The following is a 19,292-nucleotide window of genomic DNA, read 5'->3' as shown; positions in this document are numbered from 1 at the left end:
GCTAAAATATGGTCTAATAGAAAAATCAATGAATCTAATCATGAAATAAGCATTAAATAATCCTTTTGGGGGATATTTATCATCTTATTCCATGCGGCTAAAATCAATGAAATAAACCTATGAAAAGAACCTTGTTGTTATTGGGTGTTGTACTTTCTTCTCTTTTTCTCTCCTGCGGTAAACAGGAAACTGGTTGTCAGCCTAAGACACCTGCTTCCGAAAAAGCAGACATGGTGGCCTATTGTACAGCCAATGGTATTACATATACAGAACATCCAAGTGGTATTTTATATCAAATAATATTACCGGGAAACGATCCTGCACCAACAAGTACATCAACGATATCTGCTGTTTATACAGGTAAATTATTAAATGGAACCCAATTCGATGCTACTGCTACACCTCGTGATTTCAGCCTATCTGGAGGATTAATTGAAGGGTGGAAAATTGCCATCCCTTTAATTAAGAAAAGTGGTCGGATAAAAGTGGTTATCCCTTCAGCTTTGGCTTATACATGCGTTGGGAGTTCGAATGGTGTTATTCCGCCCAATTCTCCTATCTTTTTTGATATTACCCTTACGGATGTAAAATAAACAACCGATTTTTATAACATTTGTATAAGGTAGGAAATTATACAGTTATCGGGCTCAAATAAACGGTTGTTTAACAGGCTTTATCTGTTTTTCTACCCCTCAGCAGCCAAACTTGGCGGAACTGGTAATTTTCATTACCATTCCCCTATCTTTGCCGCTCTAAAATTTTTTGTAAACCCTTACTAATATGCAACTGAAAGGTTTAGTGCGATTTTTTGCGATTGCCCTGATTTTAATCTGCCTCTACCAGTTATCCTTTACCTGGTTTGTTCGCAGCCATGAGAAAGCTATGGATGAAAAGGCCCAGGCCTGGATCAAGCGCTTTCCTACACCGGAACAGAAATACCCCGGTAACAAAGAGCTTCAGGCCATCTATGCCGATAGTCTGGCTGAAATAAAGAAAGACCGCTTACAGCGTTTATTGGACAGTACCAAAGACACTAAACTTGCTTTTGGTTTAACGACGTACAGAAGTGCAAAAGAAAAAGAACTGATGCTCGGTCTCGATCTTCAGGGTGGTATGAGCGTTACCATGGAAGTGGGACTCGACGGGCTGATCAAGTCATTGGCCAATTATACAAAAGATCCGGTGTTTAATAAAGCATTGAATGCTGCTGTGGCCCGTAAAGCCAATAGTGGTGCAGACCTGATCACTTTGTTCCGTGAAGAATACAAAAAACTCAATCCTTCAGGTGGTCTGGCTTCTTTCTTTGCAGCCCGCAGTGCCGGTAAGGTGAAATTTGATGCTTCAGATGATGCAGTAGGCAACTACCTGAAAGAACAGGCTACTGCAGCTTTCAATAATACTTTCCGTATTCTCCGTACACGTATCGACCGTTTTGGTGTGGCTTCTCCTACCATCAATCCTGATCCTGCAAAAGGCATCATCAATATTGAACTGGCAGGTGTAAACGACAAAGAACGTGTAAGGTCTTATTTACAGTCTACCGCCAATCTTCAGTTCTTCGAAGTATATACTTTTGAGAGTCGCGATTTACAGGAAGGTCTGGTGGCCGCCGATAAAGCGGTTCAGGATTATCTGAATGGCACACAGGTGGCTGATACTACTAAAAAGGAAGAAGTAACTGCAGCCGTTAAAGAAACGGGGGATACTACCAAAACAGCTACCTTATCGGGTATCAATAAAACGACTACTGCCGGAGCTAAAACCAATGTTCCGAAAGATAGCCTTAACCAGAATCCGATTGCACGTCTGATTCAGTTCTCTCAACCTTATGCTGACCAGTCTTCAGGAAGAACCATCTTCCCTGCTGCATTGGGTTATATCCAGTCAAAAGACACAGGTACCCTCAATGATTACCTGAAACTGGATTTTGTGAAAGCTAAATTCCCTTCCAATCTGGCTTTCATGTATGGTAAAACAGAATCTTCTGACGCCAGCATGAAAGATATCCTGGCTTTCTATGCCATCAAAACCTTAGACAATGGCCAAGCAGAACTGGAAGGCGATCATATTTCGAGTGCGGCTCAGGATTTTGATGAGCGTGGACGTATTGCTATCAAAATGAATATGGATAAAATCGGTAGCAATATCTGGGCTAAAATGACTACCCGTAATGTAGGCAAACCTATTGCGATCGTTCTCGATAACTTTGTTTATTCTGCTCCTAACGTAAACGATCCTATTACTACAGGTAATTCTCAGATCAGTGGTAATTATACCCTGAAAGAGGCACAGGATCTTTCTGAAATACTCGAAAGCGGTAAATTACCCGCTCCTGCCAAAATTGTTCAGGAACAACAGGTAGGTCCAACCCTGGGTAGCGAATCTGTAAAAGGTGGTGCTTTATCTTTTGGTATTTCTTTCCTTGTCATCTTTATACTGATGCTGGTTTACTTTAATACCGGTGGCTGGGTTGCCAATATTGCCCTTATCCTGAACCTCCTGTTTACAGTAGGTATATTGAGTGCATTGGGCTTTACCTTAACAGCTCCGGGTATTGCAGGTCTGGTATTAACCATCGGTATGGCGGTAGATACCAACGTTATCATCTTTGAGCGTATTAAAGAAGAGCTTACCAAAGGAAAAAGTTATCAGGCAGCTGTTAACGATGGTTATAAGCGTTCACTGGCACCTGTACTGGATGGCCACATCACTACCTTATTAACTGCCATTATCCTCGCCTATTTTGGTCTGGGTCCGGTATTAGGTTTTGCCACCACACAGATTATAGGTATTCTGCTGTCATTGTTCTGCGGTATCCTGGTATCAAGGTTGATCACTGACTGGTACACAAACAAAAACCGTCACTTTGAATATTTTACCAAGATCTCCAGAAGCATCTTCCAGAAAGCAGCCTTCAAGTTCATTGAATACAGAAAGATCGCTTATGTAATTTCTGCCATAATCTTCCTGTTAGGTATTTCTACTTTTTTCAATGGATTTGATGAAGGTGTTGAATTTGCGGGTGGACGTAGCTATACTGTTAAATTCGATAAACCGGTGAACGTAGAAGCCGTTCGTGACGATCTGAAAGCCGCATTCGGTGAATCTCCGATCATTAAAACGGTGAACAGTAATAATCAATTGAACATTACGACTTCTTTCAAAATTGAAGAAACAGGTAATAATATCGATTCACTGGTTGAACGTACTTTGTATACCGGCCTGCAGAAACACCTGCCTGCTGGATTGAACTTTACAGATTTTGAAACCAAATACAAGCAAAGCTCTCAGACGGTATTACCCACGATTTCTGATGACCTGAAAGCGGGTGCCACAAAAGCAACCATTTTCGCTGTCATTGCAATCTGTCTGTATATCTTCCTGCGTTTCCGCGACTGGAGATATTCACTGGGTACTATTTTCTCATTGATGCACGACGTATTTGTTACCCTGATTGTATTCAGCTACGCACGTACCATTGTACCGTTCCCATTAGAAATTGACCAGCACTTTATTGCTGCGATTCTGACGGTAATTGGTTTCTCTATGAACGATACCGTAATTGTGTATGACCGTATCCGTGAAGACAGTGGTATGCTGAAAGGAATGAATAACGGAGCCATCATCAATAAAGCGATCAATGAAACATTGAGTCGTACCATCATGACCTCACTCACCGTGTTCCTCACCATTCTGATCCTGTTTATCTTCGGTGGTGAAGTAACCAAAGGTTTCTCATTTGCCATGATGATTGGTGTATTCACAGGTACCTACTCTTCTATCTTCGTTGCGGCACCGATCCTGGTTGACTTTGCAAAAGACAAACCACTGGGTAAACCTAATAAAGAGAAATAGGACTCTGTTAAAATAATAAAAAAGCGGCTGTTCAAAATGAACAGCCGCTTTTTTATTAGGTATTAGGATTTAGATAAGATAAGTAGGGAAGTTTATCTTTTCATTCAACCCCTAACACCTAGTTCATAATACCTAATAAAATTATACAGCGAAAGAGGTTCCGCAACCACAGGTTTTACTGGCATTGGGATTGCTAAAAGTAAAACCACGGCTATTCAGTCCGCCCTGCCAGTCTATTTCCATTCCGTACAGATATAGCTGGTGGCTTTTATTCATAATACAGGGTATGCCTTCAATGGAGAAATGTTCATCTTCAGCTGTAGCTTGATCAAAGCCCAATACATAGGTCATACCACTGCATCCCCCACCTTTCACACCTACACGTAAAACCTGAGATGGGTCAAAACCTTCCTCTCCCATCAGTCTGCGTATTTCGAGAATAGCGCCTGCTGTTAAGGTTACCGGTGTGCTTGTGATTGTACTCATAAAATGTATTTACGATACAAATTTACGAATGATTTGAATATTGACTGATAATGGCAGTTTCGATAGGCGGAAAAGGAATGGCATTAGTTTTTCCATTGGTAAAGCTGAATTCATCCTTAGAGCTTACTTTTGTCAAAATTCGACGCAATGCTCGATACTACGATGTTGTTAACAGTGGTAATAGCCCTGATGATTGCTGGTTTTGCCGGCTATCTCTTTTACCTGCAAAGAAAGAACCAACGGGAAGAAACAAATGACAAAAAAGGTTCTTTACAGCTCCGTTTACAGGCTTATGAAAGGCTAACCCTGCTCACCGACCGGATCGCCTTAGCCAATCTGATCAGCCGTCTGGGTAATCCGGATGTTTCTGCAAGTGAAATGCAGTTCTTACTGGGCAAACACATCAAAGACGAATTTGATTACAATATCTCCCAGCAGATCTATGTATCAGCAGAAGTATGGAATGCCATCCGCAACCTTAAAGAAAATAATTTGTTAATCATCAATCAGGTTGGTGCAAGGATTCCCAGTATAGCACCTGCTGCCGATCTGAATCGTGCCATTTTGGAATACCTGATGAGAGATCCCAAATCGAATCTGCATGAAATTGTCAGCGAAGCGCTGAGTTATGAAGCGAAAACATTAATGTGAATGGTCAATGATGAATGGTGAATACGCTTTATAGATTAAATTGACAATTGACCATTCACCATTCACGCCCCTCTAAATTTCCTACCATGAAAAAAATCACTACCGACAGCGGCATTGAAATAAAGCAAGTATACCAACCTGGAGACAATCCGGTAACGGATCCTGAACAGCCCGGAGAATTTCCCTATACAAGGGGTGTACAGCCGGATATGTATCGCGGAAAATTATGGACAATGCGACAGTATGCAGGCTTTTCTACTGCTGAAGAAAGCAATAAGCGATACCATTATCTCTTATCACAGGGTGTGATGGGATTAAGTGTGGCTTTTGACCTCCCAACGCAGATTGGATACGACAGTGATCATGCGCTTGCTGAAGGTGAGGTTGGTAAGGTAGGTGTAGCGATTGATAGCCTGGAAGATATGGAAACACTGTTTAAGGGTATACAACTGGAACAGGTAAGTACATCTATGACCATTAATGCAACCGGTTTTATATTGCTTGCTTTTTATGTGGCACTCGCGAAAAAGCAGGGTGCCGATCTGAAGAAAATCAGTGGAACCATTCAGAATGATATCCTGAAAGAATATGCCGCCCGTGGAACTTATATATATCCACCAAAGCCATCCATGCGTATCATCACCGATATTTTTGAATGGTGCAGTAAAGAGTTACCAAAATGGAACACGATTTCCATTTCGGGTTACCACATCCGCGAAGCAGGTAGTACCGCCGTACAGGAAATTGCTTTTACCCTCAGTAATGGTAAAGCCTATGTGCAGGCAGCATTGGCAAAAGGATTGGACATTAACGTATTTGGAAAAAGACTTTCTTTCTTTTTTAATGCACATAACAATCTCTTTGAAGAAGTGGCGAAGTTCCGGGCAGCCAGAAGAATGTGGGCACAGATGATGAAAGAACTGGGAGCAACAGACGAAAAAGCCATGATGCTGCGTTTTCATACGCAAACAGGTGGGGCTACCTTAACAGCACAACAGCCACTCAACAATATTTGCAGGGTAACCATACAAACACTGGCAGCGGTATTAGGTGGTACACAAAGCCTGCATACCAATGGTTACGATGAAGCATTGAGCCTGCCTACTGAAGAAGCTGCCAGAATTGCTTTGCGTACACAACAGATCGTTGCCTTCGAAAGTGGTGCACCGGATACCGTAGACCCATTAGCCGGTAGCTATTTTATTGAAAACCTAACTACCGAGGTTGAACAGAAAGCATGGGAACTGGTACATAAAATTGATGCGATGGGTGGCAGTGTAAGTGCGATTGAAGAAGGCTTTATGCAAGACGAAATAGCCAGAAGTGCCTATGAATACCAGCGCAATATTGAAAGCGGCGAAAAAATAATTGTCGGAGTCAATAAATTTCAGGTAGATGAAATCAATACAACTCCTGTATTTAAAATTGATGACAGCATCAGACAGGTTCAGTCAGACAAGCTTAAAGTACTCAGGAATACAAGGAACAAAGAACAGGTTGATGCCTCACTTTCTGCGATCAGTAATGCCGCCATTTCGGGCGAAAACTTGATGCCAATGGTGATTCATGCTGTAGAACAATATGCCACACTGGGAGAGATTTCAGATACTTTAAGAAAAGTTTTCGGAGAATATCAATAAACAACGCTATGTATCAGGCACAGCTCGTTACCAATGCCAGACAAATTCAACAGATAGCAGCATTGTCTGCTGCCAACCTGAAATCGGCGATTGACGACCTTACTAAAAAAGACCAGGGTTTTCTTACCTGGGAATACAGTGTTGATTTATTAACGGCTATGCATGAGATAGCACCCAGTATCATTGTTACTTATCATGACGAAGTGGTAGGTTATGCATTAACAGCCACACACGAAATGGCAGAAGTGCATACAGAAATGAAAATAATGCTCAACAATCTATCTCCCCTTACCTATCGTGGGAAATCAATTAACGATTACCGGTATTATATGATGGGGCAAATCTGTATTGCCAAAGAGCATCGTGGTAAAGGTTTATTCGAACAATTGTACGAGCACCATAAAACGGTTTATGGTAACCAATACGATTTCCTGTTAACAGAAGTCTCCACCTCCAACCACCGTTCCCTTCATGCCCATAAAAAAGTAGGTTTTGAAACCATACATACGTATCATGATCATGTTGATGAATGGGATGTTATAATTTGGAAATTTGGAAATTTGGAAATTTGAAAATGAAAATATACCTAATTGGAAAATTATCAAATAATACAAACCTGATCATTTCCAAATTTCCAAATTCTCAAATTTTCAAATTGTTTAACCAAACACCACAATCAACGCATAAATCACTCCCGGCAGCCAGAATAACAAAGTAAGCAACAGGCTGAGCCAGAATTTTCCGTTGATTTCGCCCTGGTGTAAGCCTACGGCCAGCGGTGGGAGTAACACACACAGAATGCCAAGCAGTACCTGATTGGTACTCACTTCCCCTCCTGCTTTTTTGGTAGCTTTATATTCACGCAGCATTTTCCTAACTTCTTTCATGCGTGCTTTTTTTTCCGTACGGCTGAGACTTTTGAACTCACGAAGTGCGTCTTCTGCAACTACATCATTGAGAACAGGAGTAGTAACAACTGTAGTGGAAGTGGAACCTGTAGAAATATCGGTAACAACACTGGCCTGAACAGAAAAAACAAGTGAACTGGCTAAACAGATGGTGATAATTTTTCTCATAGTGATATAGATTTGTATAAATATAATCCTTTTTTTAATTATCAAAAGGTCAGATACTCTGTGTATATTGCTGTAATAAATCATTGCAATACATTTTAACCACTGCTTATTACATGAGAACTCTTCTATTCGGTACAGTGTTTGCCATCAGCAGTTTTGCTAATGCGCAGGACATGCCAGCTTCCTATCCACAACTGGTGAAAGATATTACACCGAAACTGGTTGAATGGCGCAGACATTTTCACCAGAATCCTGAATTATCGAATCGCGAGTTTAAAACGGGTGCATATATAGCTGACTATCTAAGATCTATCGGATATGAAGTAAAAGCCAATGTTGCCAAAACCGGTGTGGTTGCGGTATTAAAAGGCGGCAAACCAGGTCCGGTAGTTGCATTGCGTGCAGATATTGATGCTTTACCCGTAACAGAACGTGTAAACATTCCCTTTGCCTCCAAAGTTACCACCGAGTTTAACGGACAAAATGTAGGTGTAATGCATGCCTGCGGACATGATTCCCATACTTCCATATTAATGGGAACTGCTACTGTATTAAAGAAAATGCAACAGGAAGTACCTGGTACGGTAGTATTTCTATTTCAACCAGCTGAAGAAGGTGCTCCTGACAATGAAGAAGGTGGGGCTTCTCTGATGGTGAAAGAAGGTGTACTTAACAATCCAAAAGTAGAAGCTGTATTTGGTATGCATATTAAGTCAGAAGTACCTGCCGGACAGTTACAATACAAATCAGGTTCGTTTATGGCTTCTTCAGACTGGTTCCGGATCAAAGTAAAAGGCAAAGGTGCCCATGGCTCCAAACCCTGGACTGGTGTAGACCCCATTGCCGCAGCCGCCAATATTATTGAAGGGTTACAGCAGATTGTAAGTCGTCAGATGGAACTTACCAAAGCACCGGTTGTAATTAGCGTAGGATCCATTCATTCAGGTGTTCGAAACAATATCATTCCTGAAGAATGTGAAATGCTGGGAACCATCCGTACACTCGACAGTAAAATGCAGAAAGAAGTACATGAAAGAATCAGAAATACAGTGAAACATATCGCAGCCAGTTCTGGCGCTGAAGCAGATGTATTTATTGATACCAAAACACTGGTAACCTATAATGACCCTGCATTGGTTAAACTAACCCTGCCCTTCCTCGAAAAAGCAGCAGGTAAAGGAAATGTAGTTGAACGCGATTGGGATACCGGAGCTGAAGATTTTTCTTTCTACGGTGTAAACATACCCAGCTTCTTCTTTTACCTGGGCGGTATGCCAAAAGGAATGGATCCCGCAAAAGCATCTTTACACCATACACCTGATTTCTATATTGATGAAAGTGGTTTTGATTTAGGTGTGAAAGCTTTTTGTCAATTGGTATTTGATTATGCTAAAAGTAAAAAGTAGAGATTGATTGCTCCGAAAGCACAGAAATACAAAGTATTGTTGATTGTATCTCTCTGCTTTCAGGAGCATTTTTACGGATAGACCCTTGCACCAAACAACAAACTACCGATTCGTACCATATTACTGCCCTCCTCTATAGCCATTTTATAATCACCACTCATACCCATACTGAGGATCGCTGATGCAGGATCGCTGAAGGCGGATTTGAGAAATAACTGATGTAAGACTTTGAATTCATTCCGCACTTTGGTTTCATCATCACTGAAAGAAGCCATACCCATCAACCCACATACTTTTACATTGGAAAATAAATGAAGTTGGGCCAAAGCTTCAGCCAGTTCATGCTCATCCATACCGAACTTGGTTTCTTCACTGGCAATATGAACCTGTAAAAGGCATTGAATAGTACGGTTATTTTTGGCGGCTTGCTTATCAATTTCTTTCAATAGTTTCAAGCTGTCTACACCATGGATCAGGTATACAAATGGTGCTATATATTTCACCTTATTCGACTGTAAATGTCCAATAAAATGCCAGCGTATATCTCCCGGTAAAGATGTCTGCTTATCTACGAGCTCCTGCACATAGTTTTCTCCAAAATCTCTTTGACCCAAAGCATACAAAGCCTCAATATCAGCAACCGGCTTGGTTTTACTCACCGCTACCAATGTTACTTTCTTTGCGGCAAGCTCGTTACTAATTGCTGCATACTGCTCAACATTCACAGACATGGCTTGATTTTTTGCAAAAATAGTGAATAGAAATGGTCAATGGTCAATGGTCAATGGTCAATGGTCAATGGTCAATGGTCAATGGTCAATGGTCAATAAACGAAACTCGCCCCTGACGATCAATATTGTGTAAACACAATATTTTTTTCATTCACCATTCACCATTCACACCCTCCCACTCACTACTAACTACTCACCTTCTTCATTCACAATTCACAATTCACAATTGACCATTCACCATTCACCTACTCGTAAACATCGCTTTTACAAAATCAGTTACCAGATAACTAATCATTTTCCCGGTGGTATGTCCGCTCCTGCCGTCTGTTAATTGCACAGCTCCTTCACAGATATGGAGATAGGCTACTTTACTATCTGTAGCCGTGAAATTGATAAACTGCCGGGCATGGGCCAATGAAATTCCTGCCGGACTTGATGCACTGCTGATGCTGTTTTCAATAACGTCGAGATCCAATTCGATGCCACAGTAAGTATCTTCTGTAAAACCTGTTGCATGCGCCACGGCCTGCAGAAAAGTTCTTTTTTCATGCAGGAAAATATCCTCATAACTGATGCAATCAATAAAAGGATTGTTTACCATATCCATCCATACATTCTGTGGCAGGTAACTCTCATGGAAAGCCAGCACACAATATTTTTCCAGGTATCCATCGGCTTCTGCATACGAAAACCCGTTACCACTATGCCTGCCTTCCATGGGTCTGAAATCGGCATGTGCATCCAGATTAATGGCATTGATCTGGGCAATGGGAATTTGTCCGGATTTGTATAACCCTTTGGCCGCTCCCTTAATACATGGATAAGCATTATTATGTCCACCTCCGATTACAATTGGAATTTTCTGGTTCTGGGTAATCACATGTATTAATTGTTCCACTTCATCATCAATCATATTCACTGCATGACGATAAGCCGCCAGTTTTTCATCATAACTCTGCGCATTGTTTTCGATCAGTTGCTTGGCATCATTAAAATCAAAATGACCTATCAGCAGAATACTGCTTCCTTCAAAAAAATCATTGCTCTGGGTATTCAAAAAAGCCTGTAAAAAAGCAATCCAGGCAGAATCGCAGCCCCCTACCCCCTGATTAGCCAATACACCAATATCTTCCGGCACACCGATCATGACAAAGGGAGCACTCGACTGACGTATGGCCAATTCAAGATCGCTGCTTTGTTGCAGAACCTGAATACGTTCCCCAATTTTTGTTTCAAAGCGACGGATACGTGTCACAGACAGGATATCCTGCTTATTGTAGATTTTCAGATGTGGCAGTTGCAAAGCGGTAGATTTTGTTGTCTGAATATACGAAAAAGTGAGTAGTGAGTAGTCAGTAGTGAGTAAATACCCTCAAATACACTCTACTGATTACTCACTGGTCACTTCCCTACCGTTCACCAGCACTTTATCAATCAGATTAGACCCGAATGCATAAGGAATATAAGCAATCGATGGAATGGGTCGGGTAATGATGAGATTTGCCCTTTTGCCAACGGTAATACTACCCAATTCTTTTTCAAGTCCCATGGCAAACGCACCATTCAAGGTAGCTGCATTAATGGCTTCTTCAGGCAACATTTTCATTTGTATACAACTCATGGATACCACTGTGTTCATATTGCCACTCGGACTTGAACCCGGATTACAATCTGAAGCCAATGCAATGGCCGCTCCTGCATCAATCAATGCCCTTGCCGGCTGAAAGGGCATGCGAAGAAAATAAGCAGCGGTTGGTAATAATGTACCGATGGTATCAGATGATGCCAGTAAGCTGATAGTTTCCTCATTCATGGTTTCGAGGTGATCAACTGAAACTGCATTCACTGAAATCCCTGCCTGAACACCTCCGGAAAGGTGCAATTGATTCGCATGAATTTTAGCTTTCAATCCATACTGTTTACCTGCCTCACAAATTCTGACAGTTTCTTCAGGGGTGAAAAAACCTTCTTCACAAAACACATCTATATAGTCTGCCAGTTGTTCCTGATCAATTGCAGGTAACAGATCATTAATAATCAGATCTATATAACTTTCATGATCTTCTTTGAACAACGCAGGATAAGTGTGTGCTCCCAGGAATGTAGCTTTTACGGGTATTGGCAGGCTTTCCTTCAATCGCCTGATGACCCTTAACATTTTAAGTTCTGCATCAAAAGACAAACCATACCCACTTTTAATTTCAATCGCACCGGTTCCCAAAGCCATCCATTCAAAAATCCTTTTTTTTGCCTGTTCATACAATACCTCTTCAGTGGTAAGTGCCAGTTTACTGGCAGAATTTAGTATACCACCTCCTTTTGCAGCAATTTCCGCATAGCTCAGTCCTTTCAATTTATCTACAAACTCATCTTCCCTGCTCGCAGCAAATACAACATGCGTATGGCTATCGCACCAGCATGGTAATACACTGGCCCCCTTCAGGTCATATACTTCAGTAGCGTCCGGACAAATATCCATGGTACCATAATCTGCAATACGGCCGTTGATAATTTGTACCCATGCATTGTTGAGTACAGGCAACTCTTTCAAGGCCTGTCCTCTTAATAATACAGGATGCTTGCGAACATTAATGAGCTGATGAATGTTGGTTAATAGCAGATTCGACATAATAGCAAATTAAGGAAAACACATTGTATTAAATTCAAAATATCATTCTCTGCTCCGGACTTAAGTCCGGAGCAGAGAATGATAAAACATACGTAATGAATAATGTTATCTTCACGCAAAGAAATGATCGTCAATGATAGCCAGGTTAACCATTGTCAGATATCCGGTATGGATGGGATGGGTAGGATTTCTATCCATGGCTATTTTTCGTTTTCCGTTATGGCTACAAAATAAATCCAGCTTCTGGAAACTCATGGGCTGTGGCCGCAATGGCAGTTTCGATAAAACACCCGACTGGCGACAATGGGCCGTGCTCGAAATATGGAGAGATACCGAACAAAAAAAAGAACATCCCAGATTTCTTTTACAATGGTGGCAATTCTTTGGATGCGAGCAATGGAGCCTTTTACTCAAACCTCTCGAAGGACATGGCCTATGGGATAACAAGGAGGTTTTCGGCAAACTCCCGAAGAATACAGATTATAATGGTACCATTGCCATTCTTACCAGGGCAACAATCCGGCTGAGCAGGCTATCGAATTTCTGGAAACAGGTAGATAGTGTAGCGAGGAGAATGAGCCAAAGTGAAGGTTTTATTACTTCAGTGGGTATTGGCGAAGTACCCTGGATCAAACAGGCCACTTTTAGTATATGGGAATCTAAAGAAGCCATGAAAAATTTTGCTTACCGACTGCATGAACATGCAGAAGTAGTGAGAAAAACACGACAAGAGAACTGGTACAGTGAAGAGATGTTTGTTCGCTTCCAAATCATTGAAAATGAGGGTAGTCTGAGGGCACAAAACCCATTACAAAGAAAATCGTAACTTTACAGATCGAATGTATCACTGCTCCACCATATCATTTCTTACTGCCCATTTTGCATGGATGTACCGTGGATTGAATTCCATGCCCGATCATTGAGTGCACCTACTCCTTTTTGACGCTTTCTCTCTTTTCATTTTTTAATACAAAATCTGTATGGAACATACATTGCTTGTTACCTCTGAAATAGGTACTTTAAAACGATTATTGGTACATAGTCCGGATAGTGGTCTTGGAAAAGTTGTACCCTCCAAAGCACAAGACTGGTTATTTGAAGACATTGTTCACCTCGATACCATCAGAAAAGATGAGTATGACTATTACACCAAGCTCCTGCTCTACTTTCTGGATCCGCAAAAAATCAAGGGTAAGCTGGCAGAGATTGATACAAACGATCGTAATTTTTATAAACCGGATGCCACAGAATTTTTCAGGTCTGATAAAGTAGTGGAACTACAATGGCTGCTGGCAGAAATACTGGAGAATAAAGACATACGATCTCAATTGATCGCGTCAGTGGCTGCCATTGAAGGATGTACTTTTGAAATACAGCAGCAGCTGTTTGATTATTCAGCCAATGAATTGTCGAAAACTTTTATATCCGGAACTTCCAAAGAAAAGCAATTACTCTTCGCCCCTATTCCGAATTTTATTTTTACACGTGACATCGGCATTACTATTAAGGATCATGTATTGCTCAATAAACCGGCGAAGAAAGCAAGAACCCGGGAAGCGCTCTTATCAAAGTATATCTTCTTCCATCACCCCATGTTCAGTGCCTGGCAAAAGAATATTATTGAACTGACTGATTCCAACCAGAGTTTTCTGATGCCGGAAGAGGAAGAAGACGACAGAAAAACGACTTTGGAAGGTGGTGACATTATGGTGGTAAGTCCCAACCATCTGCTCGTGGGTGTAAGCGAAAGAACTTCAGCAGAAGCCGCAGCCATGATTACCAATGTAATGTTTGAAAAAGGGTTGATGGATAAAGTAACCATCATCAGGATCCCCAAGAAACGTGATTACATGCATATCGATACCGTATTTACACAGGTGAAAAGAGATGTATGGGTGATGCTGGGTAATTTTTCCAGAAAAGCAGTAAAACATGAAGATGATAATGCCATAGAACGCATTTTACAGGTAAAGAAGGAAGAGAAAATTAAAATCACGCAGTTTCATAAAAAATGTCCGGATAACCCTGTTTTATTCGATAGCCTGGAAGATTTATTAGTAGACATCAGTGTAAATGATCTTCATTGTGAAAATGAAGTACGCTTTATTTTCTCAGGTAACAATGAGTTTCCCTATAATGCACGCGAACAATGGACAGATTCATGCAACCTGCTTGCTTTAAAAGAAGGTGTTGTATTAGGGTACGATAGAAATGATAAAACAACAGAAGCATTCCGCAAAGCAGGCTTCCGTATTATGCATGTAAAAGATTTATTACCGGAACTGGAAGCCGGCACCATAGAACCCGCTACTATGACCGACACATTGATACTGATGCCCTCTGCAGAACTATCGCGCGCCCGCGGAGGTTTTCATTGTATGAGTATGCCTTTGTGGAGGGAGGAAATGTGAGTAGTGAGTAGTGAGTAGTGAGTAGTGAGTAGTGAGTAGTGAGTAGACGGAACTCGACCGCAACGATCATTATTGTGAAAGCGCAATATCATTTTTCATTCACCATTCACTCACTACTGACTACTCACTACTCACTTTTCTCATTCACCATTCACGCAAAAAAAAACAACATGCAAGCACAAACCACTTCTCACCTGTTAATGATAAAACCGGTACGTTTTAGTTTTAATGCTGAAACGGCTGTGAATAATAGCTTTCAACAAGCTTTCGGCGGCGATACTGTTGCTGAGAAAGCGGCGCTGGAATTTGAAAAATTTGTTAATGTGCTAACAACAGCTGGCATAGACGTAACAGTTGTGCCTGACACACCCGATCCTCATACACCTGATTCTGTATTTCCCAATAACTGGATCTCCTTTCATAGCGATGGAAGTATCATTCTCTATCCGATGTTTGCAACGAACAGACGCATGGAACGGAAACCACATGTCATCAAAGCTATCCATGAAAAATTTACGGTAAAAGATACCATCGACCTGAGCGGATATGAAAGTCAGGATTTATTTCTTGAAGGAACTGGTAGTATGGTACTGGACAGAACAAATGCCATAGCCTATGCCTGTTTATCGCCCAGAACGAATAAGGAAGTATTGAACGATTGGGCCGAAAAAGCAGGATATCGTATTGTTTCATTCATTTCGGTCGATAGTAATGGATCACCCATTTATCATACTAATGTAATGATGTGTGTGGCCGATCAATATGCGGTGATCTGTTTTGATTCCATTCCCGATCCAAATGAAAGAAGCCTTGTAGAAGCCAGTCTGACCGCATCCGGAAAAGAAATCATCACAATCAGCTTTGACCAAATGAACCACTTTGCGGGAAATATGTTGCAGGTGCAGAATCAAAAAGGACAATTATTCCTGGTAATGTCAAGTCAGGCATTCCTTAGCTTAACAAAAGATCAAGTAGAGAGACTAGAAACCTATAACCCTATATTGCATTCAGATATCAGCACCATTGAAACCAATGGAGGCGGTAGTGCGAGATGTATGATGGCTGAGATTTTTCTTTCAAAAAATAGATAAAGATGAATAACAGCTCCCTGAATGAAATACTTTTTGAACAACTTGAAAAACAATGGCTGGACTGCAGGGATCACATCTTTATACCACTTTTCAAAAGGTATGCCGACTATCTCCAGCTATATAGAAACGGAGAATTTGCAATACTTGATGGAGAAGATATAGAAGAGGAACTAGCGGAGAAAGCAGCTGATATCAGCAGTAAAAATCCTTATGCAGATTTTATCGAAAACCATCCTTTACATGAACAAAACTGTATTCAATATTTAAAAAATGAAATACAGAACTGTTTAAATGATCCCGAAGTAAAGGCACAATTACTTCAGTCCGGTGCCATAGAGATCGGATATGACTGGTATTTTCATTACGATTCAGGTATCAATTTTTTCAAAAAAGGATTAACCTTTCCCATTATTGCCGAACCGCGGTATCTTTATAAAGAATTACCTCCCGGACATTATGCTGGTTTTGCCAAAGGCCCAAATTTCTCGGGTGTATGGCCCGATTGTGCGAAACTGATTGATGAAGCTGATGAAAAACATACACTATTAGGTCTCGGCTATGAATTAATGAACTATTATCAACTCCAGTCAAGATTATTCCTTCATAAAGTTTTTAGAGAAATGGATAACGAAGGACAATTTTCACAGCTGGAACAACACCCGTTTCCAGTCTATATTGCCGAGCATGATTGTGAAGAAATGACCCTATATGTAATTTGACCTGACTTCACCAGAAGATAAAAAGCCTGCTGATTCTTTGTATTTCAGCAGGCTTTTTTGCTACCCCCCAACCCTTCCTCGTTCCGCATCTGAAGATCCGGTATTACGCTGCGACAGACTCTTCCCTTTATTGAAACGATAAGAAAAGGAAAGTGTAAATACCCTTGAATCAAGGTAACTCTTCCAGTTGGCAGTAGAATTTTGTATCCCCTTAATGTTTCCACCAGGTTGATTCGTATAGAGAAAATCATTCACGCTGAAACGAAGGGTTCCTTTTTGCTTGAGTATTTTCTTTGCCACAGCCGCCCTTACTGAACCTACAGGTATGGTTACAAACTGTCCCACATACACACTTGATTGGTAATTACCACCTAACTCAGCCGACCACATTGGATTGATTTGAAAAATATTTACGGGCCCAACAAAAAAATACGTACCCTCATTCAATAAATTTTGTTGGTAGAGTGTAGCCGTAAACTTGTTTTTGGTTACCTCCGTATACAGTTGCAGCTTCCACCATTTGGTAACCGGTATCATACCGCTCAATGAGGCACTCAGAGATACCTGCTTGCCGAAATTACCGGGCCGGCTGTAAAATATACCATTTCGCTGTTCAATGGTTTCCATAATCAGATCATTGATATAACTGTATTGCAGCGAAAGCGTATAATTTCGTTTATAAGTATAACTCAGTTCGGTATTATAAGAGAACGTTGGTTTTAAAAATGGATTTCCTCCATATAAAGTATACCTGTCTAACGGATAGGTGAACGGATTCATATCCTGATAATTCGGCCTGTTGATTCTTCTGCCAAAATTTATATTTACTAAATGATTTTCTGCCGTATCAAGTTTATAAGAAAAATATAAAGTAGGAAACAGATTATTAAATGTGCGTGTAAAAGAAGAATCAGGTTTACCGGGTGTGCCATATTGCAATCCTTTGATTTCAGTATTTTCAAATCGTAAACCGAGTTTGGCACTGAATTTTTTCCTGTCTAGTGTATATGTAAGATAGGTAGCATTGATGTTCTCGCGGTATTTAAAATTATTCGAGAATTCAGTATTGAGCGTAAAACTACCATTCGGCTGCTCATCGTAAAACATTGCATTATTATTGGTTCTCACGATGCTTGTTTTTGCACCTGCCTCCAGTGTTCCTTTAAACAAGGGTTGCGAATAATCTGCCTGCGCTGTAGTGATTTCAATAGACGCCGGCAAATCAGATACCAGATTGGTTCTGCCTGCAATTGTTTGATCCGGATTATACACAATATTCAACAGACTGTTATCCTGATCGGCACTATACTTCAGGTAATCAGCATTCACAGTTAGTAATTTCGATTTACCATCTAATTTATAAGACATATTGAGGTTGGTTCCGATATTATTAAAAGATCGGTTCCTTGGCGCATGTGCAGACACCGTATTCACAAGTACGCCATTACCGTTTCGGATAACGGCATCGTTATGAATATCTTCTTTGTTTTTATTAGCAACACCGGTAATCACAACACCCAATGTGAGGTTTTTACTGGCATAATAATCCACGCCGGCTTTATAGTTAAAGCCACGTGGCATTCTTTTAATGAATGAGCGTTGGGTAAAAGATGACTGAAGTGCACCTGATGTAGAAAAATACTGACGATTAAGTGTAAGATCCTGATAGGTGTTATTAATGGCACTACTGAGATTGGTAAAGAAATTAAGTTTATTGATACGATAGTTCAGCGTAAAACTGTTATTACTGCGGGCATAGGTACCCTGCCCATACCCCAGGTTGATGGCTCCATTCAGCCCACTTACTTTGGTTTTCTTTAACCGTATATTAATAACCCCGCTGTTTCCCGCAGCATCATAACGGGCTGGCGGATTGGTCATAATCTCAATACTTTCAATATCACCCGAAGGTAAAGATCGCAGGTAAGCTGTGAGGTCTTGCTGCGACATATAAGTAGGCTTATCATCAATAAATACCAATACACCGGGACGGCCACGCAGGCTGATATTACCATCTGCGTCTACCTGAACAGCGGGCGCTTTCTCCAATACTTCCAATGCAGTGGTACCGGCATTGCTGATTAAAGCATCCGGATTCACCACTACCCTGTCTGCCTTACGCTCCACAAAATTTTTACGGCTGCTTACAACTACTTCTTTCAACTGGTTGGTAACAGGTGTTGCCATCGTTATCAACTCCATCCGGAATTCTTCTTTTGAACCGTCAATACGTACTGGATTGATAATGCTTTCTTCGTAACCGGTATATTTTACCAGCAGGTAATAATTGCCGGGACTGATATTTGTAAGTATATAGATGCCATTTGCATCGGTAATACCCGTTTTCACCAATACTGAGTCTTTGGTACGATACAGAAACACATTGGCTCCATCCGCTTTAGTACCACCGGTAATGATAATTTCACCTGTTATGATTTTTTTGTTTTCCTGGGCGAAACATATAAAAACTGAAACCAGTAAACATACAATAAGGCTAATAGTGCTTTTTCCGATCATACTGTTATTTATAAACCTGCAAATACGTTGAAATAACAATGCTACTTTAAAAGTTTTATAACAATGGTATGGTTCCCTTT

16 protein-coding genes are annotated in these 19,292 nt (G+C 40.9%); 10 read left to right on the top strand and 6 right to left on the bottom strand.

Translation table 11 applies throughout. From position 1 onward, the window contains the following. Positions 1-119: 119 nt before the first annotated feature. Together BC659_RS15375 and secDF are read left to right on the top strand one after the other, a co-directional pair. Entirely contained in the window at positions 120-593 is a 474-nt protein-coding gene (locus BC659_RS15375) for an FKBP-type peptidyl-prolyl cis-trans isomerase (RefSeq protein ID WP_133475698.1), read from the top strand. A gap of 187 nt (positions 594-780) precedes the next feature. Beyond that, positions 781-3,855 carry a protein translocase subunit SecDF gene (secDF, locus tag BC659_RS15370; protein ID WP_133475697.1) on the top strand — a complete coding sequence of 1,025 codons (3,075 nt, stop codon included), beginning with the start codon at positions 781-783 and terminating at the stop codon, positions 3,853-3,855. A gap of 141 nt (positions 3,856-3,996) precedes the next feature. On the opposite strand, the gene BC659_RS15365 is transcribed toward secDF, so the two are convergent. Further along, on the bottom strand, positions 3,997-4,341 hold the full coding sequence (locus tag BC659_RS15365; protein WP_133475696.1) for a HesB/IscA family protein: 345 nt from the start codon (positions 4,339-4,341) through the stop codon (positions 3,997-3,999). Between the two features lie 147 nt (positions 4,342-4,488). Between BC659_RS15365 and BC659_RS15360 the strand changes: the two genes are divergently transcribed. The 3 genes from BC659_RS15360 (at position 4,489) to BC659_RS15350 (ending at position 7,204) form a co-directional block, all read left to right on the top strand. After that, positions 4,489-4,992 (top strand): DUF7935 family protein, encoded by a 504-nt coding sequence (locus BC659_RS15360; RefSeq protein ID WP_133475695.1) that lies wholly within the window; start codon positions 4,489-4,491, stop codon positions 4,990-4,992. Between the two features lie 86 nt (positions 4,993-5,078). Beyond that, entirely contained in the window at positions 5,079-6,632 is a 1,554-nt protein-coding gene (locus BC659_RS15355; RefSeq protein WP_133475694.1) for an acyl-CoA mutase large subunit family protein, read from the top strand. 8 nt (positions 6,633-6,640) lie between these two features. Further along, positions 6,641-7,204 (top strand): GNAT family N-acetyltransferase, encoded by a 564-nt coding sequence (locus BC659_RS15350; protein ID WP_133475693.1) that lies wholly within the window; start codon positions 6,641-6,643, stop codon positions 7,202-7,204. 87 nt (positions 7,205-7,291) lie between these two features. Here the strand turns inward: BC659_RS15350 and BC659_RS16970 are convergent, their stop codons facing one another. Beyond that, positions 7,292-7,708 (bottom strand): YqaE/Pmp3 family membrane protein, encoded by a 417-nt coding sequence (locus BC659_RS16970; RefSeq protein ID WP_211340802.1) that lies wholly within the window; start codon positions 7,706-7,708, stop codon positions 7,292-7,294. 113 nt (positions 7,709-7,821) lie between these two features. Here BC659_RS16970 and BC659_RS15340 point away from each other — a divergent pair, with 113 nt between their 5' ends. Further along, positions 7,822-9,114 (top strand): amidohydrolase, encoded by a 1,293-nt coding sequence (locus tag BC659_RS15340; protein WP_133475692.1) that lies wholly within the window; start codon positions 7,822-7,824, stop codon positions 9,112-9,114. Positions 9,115-9,185: 71 nt separating this feature from the next. On the opposite strand, the gene BC659_RS15335 is transcribed toward BC659_RS15340, so the two are convergent. The 3 genes from BC659_RS15335 to hutI form a co-directional block, all read right to left on the bottom strand. After that, a complete protein-coding gene (locus tag BC659_RS15335) occupies positions 9,186-9,845 on the bottom strand; it encodes a YggS family pyridoxal phosphate-dependent enzyme (protein WP_133475691.1) in 660 nt (219 codons plus the stop codon). Between the two features lie 241 nt (positions 9,846-10,086). Then, positions 10,087-11,148: a formimidoylglutamase gene (locus tag BC659_RS15330; RefSeq protein ID WP_246027161.1), complete on the bottom strand. Its 1,062-nt coding sequence runs from the start codon at positions 11,146-11,148 to the stop codon at positions 10,087-10,089. Positions 11,149-11,235: 87 nt separating this feature from the next. Next, positions 11,236-12,474 (bottom strand): imidazolonepropionase, encoded by a 1,239-nt coding sequence (gene hutI, locus BC659_RS15325; protein ID WP_133475690.1) that lies wholly within the window; start codon positions 12,472-12,474, stop codon positions 11,236-11,238. Positions 12,475-12,607: 133 nt separating this feature from the next. Here hutI and BC659_RS15320 point away from each other — a divergent pair, with 133 nt between their 5' ends. The 4 genes from BC659_RS15320 (at position 12,608) to BC659_RS15305 (ending at position 16,695) form a co-directional block, all read left to right on the top strand. Next, a complete protein-coding gene (locus BC659_RS15320; protein WP_133475689.1) occupies positions 12,608-13,300 on the top strand; it encodes a DUF3291 domain-containing protein in 693 nt (230 codons plus the stop codon). Positions 13,301-13,454: 154 nt separating this feature from the next. Then, entirely contained in the window at positions 13,455-14,885 is a 1,431-nt protein-coding gene (locus tag BC659_RS15315; protein ID WP_133475688.1) for an arginine deiminase family protein, read from the top strand. A 170-nt stretch (positions 14,886-15,055) separates the two neighbouring features. After that, positions 15,056-15,976 carry a citrulline utilization hydrolase CtlX gene (ctlX, locus tag BC659_RS15310; RefSeq protein ID WP_246027160.1) on the top strand — a complete coding sequence of 307 codons (921 nt, stop codon included), beginning with the start codon at positions 15,056-15,058 and terminating at the stop codon, positions 15,974-15,976. Between the two features lie 2 nt (positions 15,977-15,978). Beyond that, positions 15,979-16,695 carry a hypothetical protein gene (locus tag BC659_RS15305; protein ID WP_133475687.1) on the top strand — a complete coding sequence of 239 codons (717 nt, stop codon included), beginning with the start codon at positions 15,979-15,981 and terminating at the stop codon, positions 16,693-16,695. Positions 16,696-16,755: 60 nt separating this feature from the next. Here BC659_RS15305 and BC659_RS15300 read toward each other — a convergent pair whose 3' ends face one another. Next, a complete protein-coding gene (locus BC659_RS15300) occupies positions 16,756-19,212 on the bottom strand; it encodes a TonB-dependent receptor (RefSeq protein ID WP_133475686.1) in 2,457 nt (818 codons plus the stop codon). Between the last annotated feature and the right edge of the window lie 80 nt (positions 19,213-19,292).

Origin of the sequence: Sediminibacterium goheungense (assembly GCF_004361915.1) — a bacterium.
GTDB classification, from domain to species: domain Bacteria; phylum Bacteroidota; class Bacteroidia; order Chitinophagales; family Chitinophagaceae; genus Sediminibacterium; species Sediminibacterium goheungense.
The sequence above is the reverse complement of the archived record's forward strand: the minus strand, read 5'-3'. Positions and strand labels throughout refer to the sequence as shown.

Excerpts from the sequence above, each read along its gene's own strand:
- BC659_RS15360 (WP_133475695.1), top strand. The coding sequence starts at position 4,489 with ATGCTCGATACTACGATGTTGTTAACAGTGGTAATAGCCCTGATGATT.
- BC659_RS15300 (WP_133475686.1), bottom strand. The coding sequence starts at position 19,212 with ATGATCGGAAAAAGCACTATTAGCCTTATTGTATGTTTACTGGTTTCA.
- BC659_RS15350 (WP_133475693.1), top strand. The coding sequence starts at position 6,641 with ATGTATCAGGCACAGCTCGTTACCAATGCCAGACAAATTCAACAGATA.
- BC659_RS15315 (WP_133475688.1), top strand. The coding sequence starts at position 13,455 with ATGGAACATACATTGCTTGTTACCTCTGAAATAGGTACTTTAAAACGA.
- secDF (WP_133475697.1), top strand. The coding sequence starts at position 781 with ATGCAACTGAAAGGTTTAGTGCGATTTTTTGCGATTGCCCTGATTTTA.
- BC659_RS15340 (WP_133475692.1), top strand. The coding sequence starts at position 7,822 with ATGAGAACTCTTCTATTCGGTACAGTGTTTGCCATCAGCAGTTTTGCT.
- ctlX (WP_246027160.1), top strand. The coding sequence starts at position 15,056 with ATGCAAGCACAAACCACTTCTCACCTGTTAATGATAAAACCGGTACGT.
- BC659_RS15320 (WP_133475689.1), top strand. The coding sequence starts at position 12,608 with ATGATAGCCAGGTTAACCATTGTCAGATATCCGGTATGGATGGGATGG.
- BC659_RS15335 (WP_133475691.1), bottom strand. The coding sequence starts at position 9,845 with ATGTCTGTGAATGTTGAGCAGTATGCAGCAATTAGTAACGAGCTTGCC.
- BC659_RS15365 (WP_133475696.1), bottom strand. The coding sequence starts at position 4,341 with ATGAGTACAATCACAAGCACACCGGTAACCTTAACAGCAGGCGCTATT.
- BC659_RS15355 (WP_133475694.1), top strand. The coding sequence starts at position 5,079 with ATGAAAAAAATCACTACCGACAGCGGCATTGAAATAAAGCAAGTATAC.
- hutI (WP_133475690.1), bottom strand. The coding sequence starts at position 12,474 with ATGTCGAATCTGCTATTAACCAACATTCATCAGCTCATTAATGTTCGC.
- BC659_RS16970 (WP_211340802.1), bottom strand. The coding sequence starts at position 7,708 with ATGAGAAAAATTATCACCATCTGTTTAGCCAGTTCACTTGTTTTTTCT.
- BC659_RS15375 (WP_133475698.1), top strand. The coding sequence starts at position 120 with ATGAAAAGAACCTTGTTGTTATTGGGTGTTGTACTTTCTTCTCTTTTT.
- BC659_RS15305 (WP_133475687.1), top strand. The coding sequence starts at position 15,979 with ATGAATAACAGCTCCCTGAATGAAATACTTTTTGAACAACTTGAAAAA.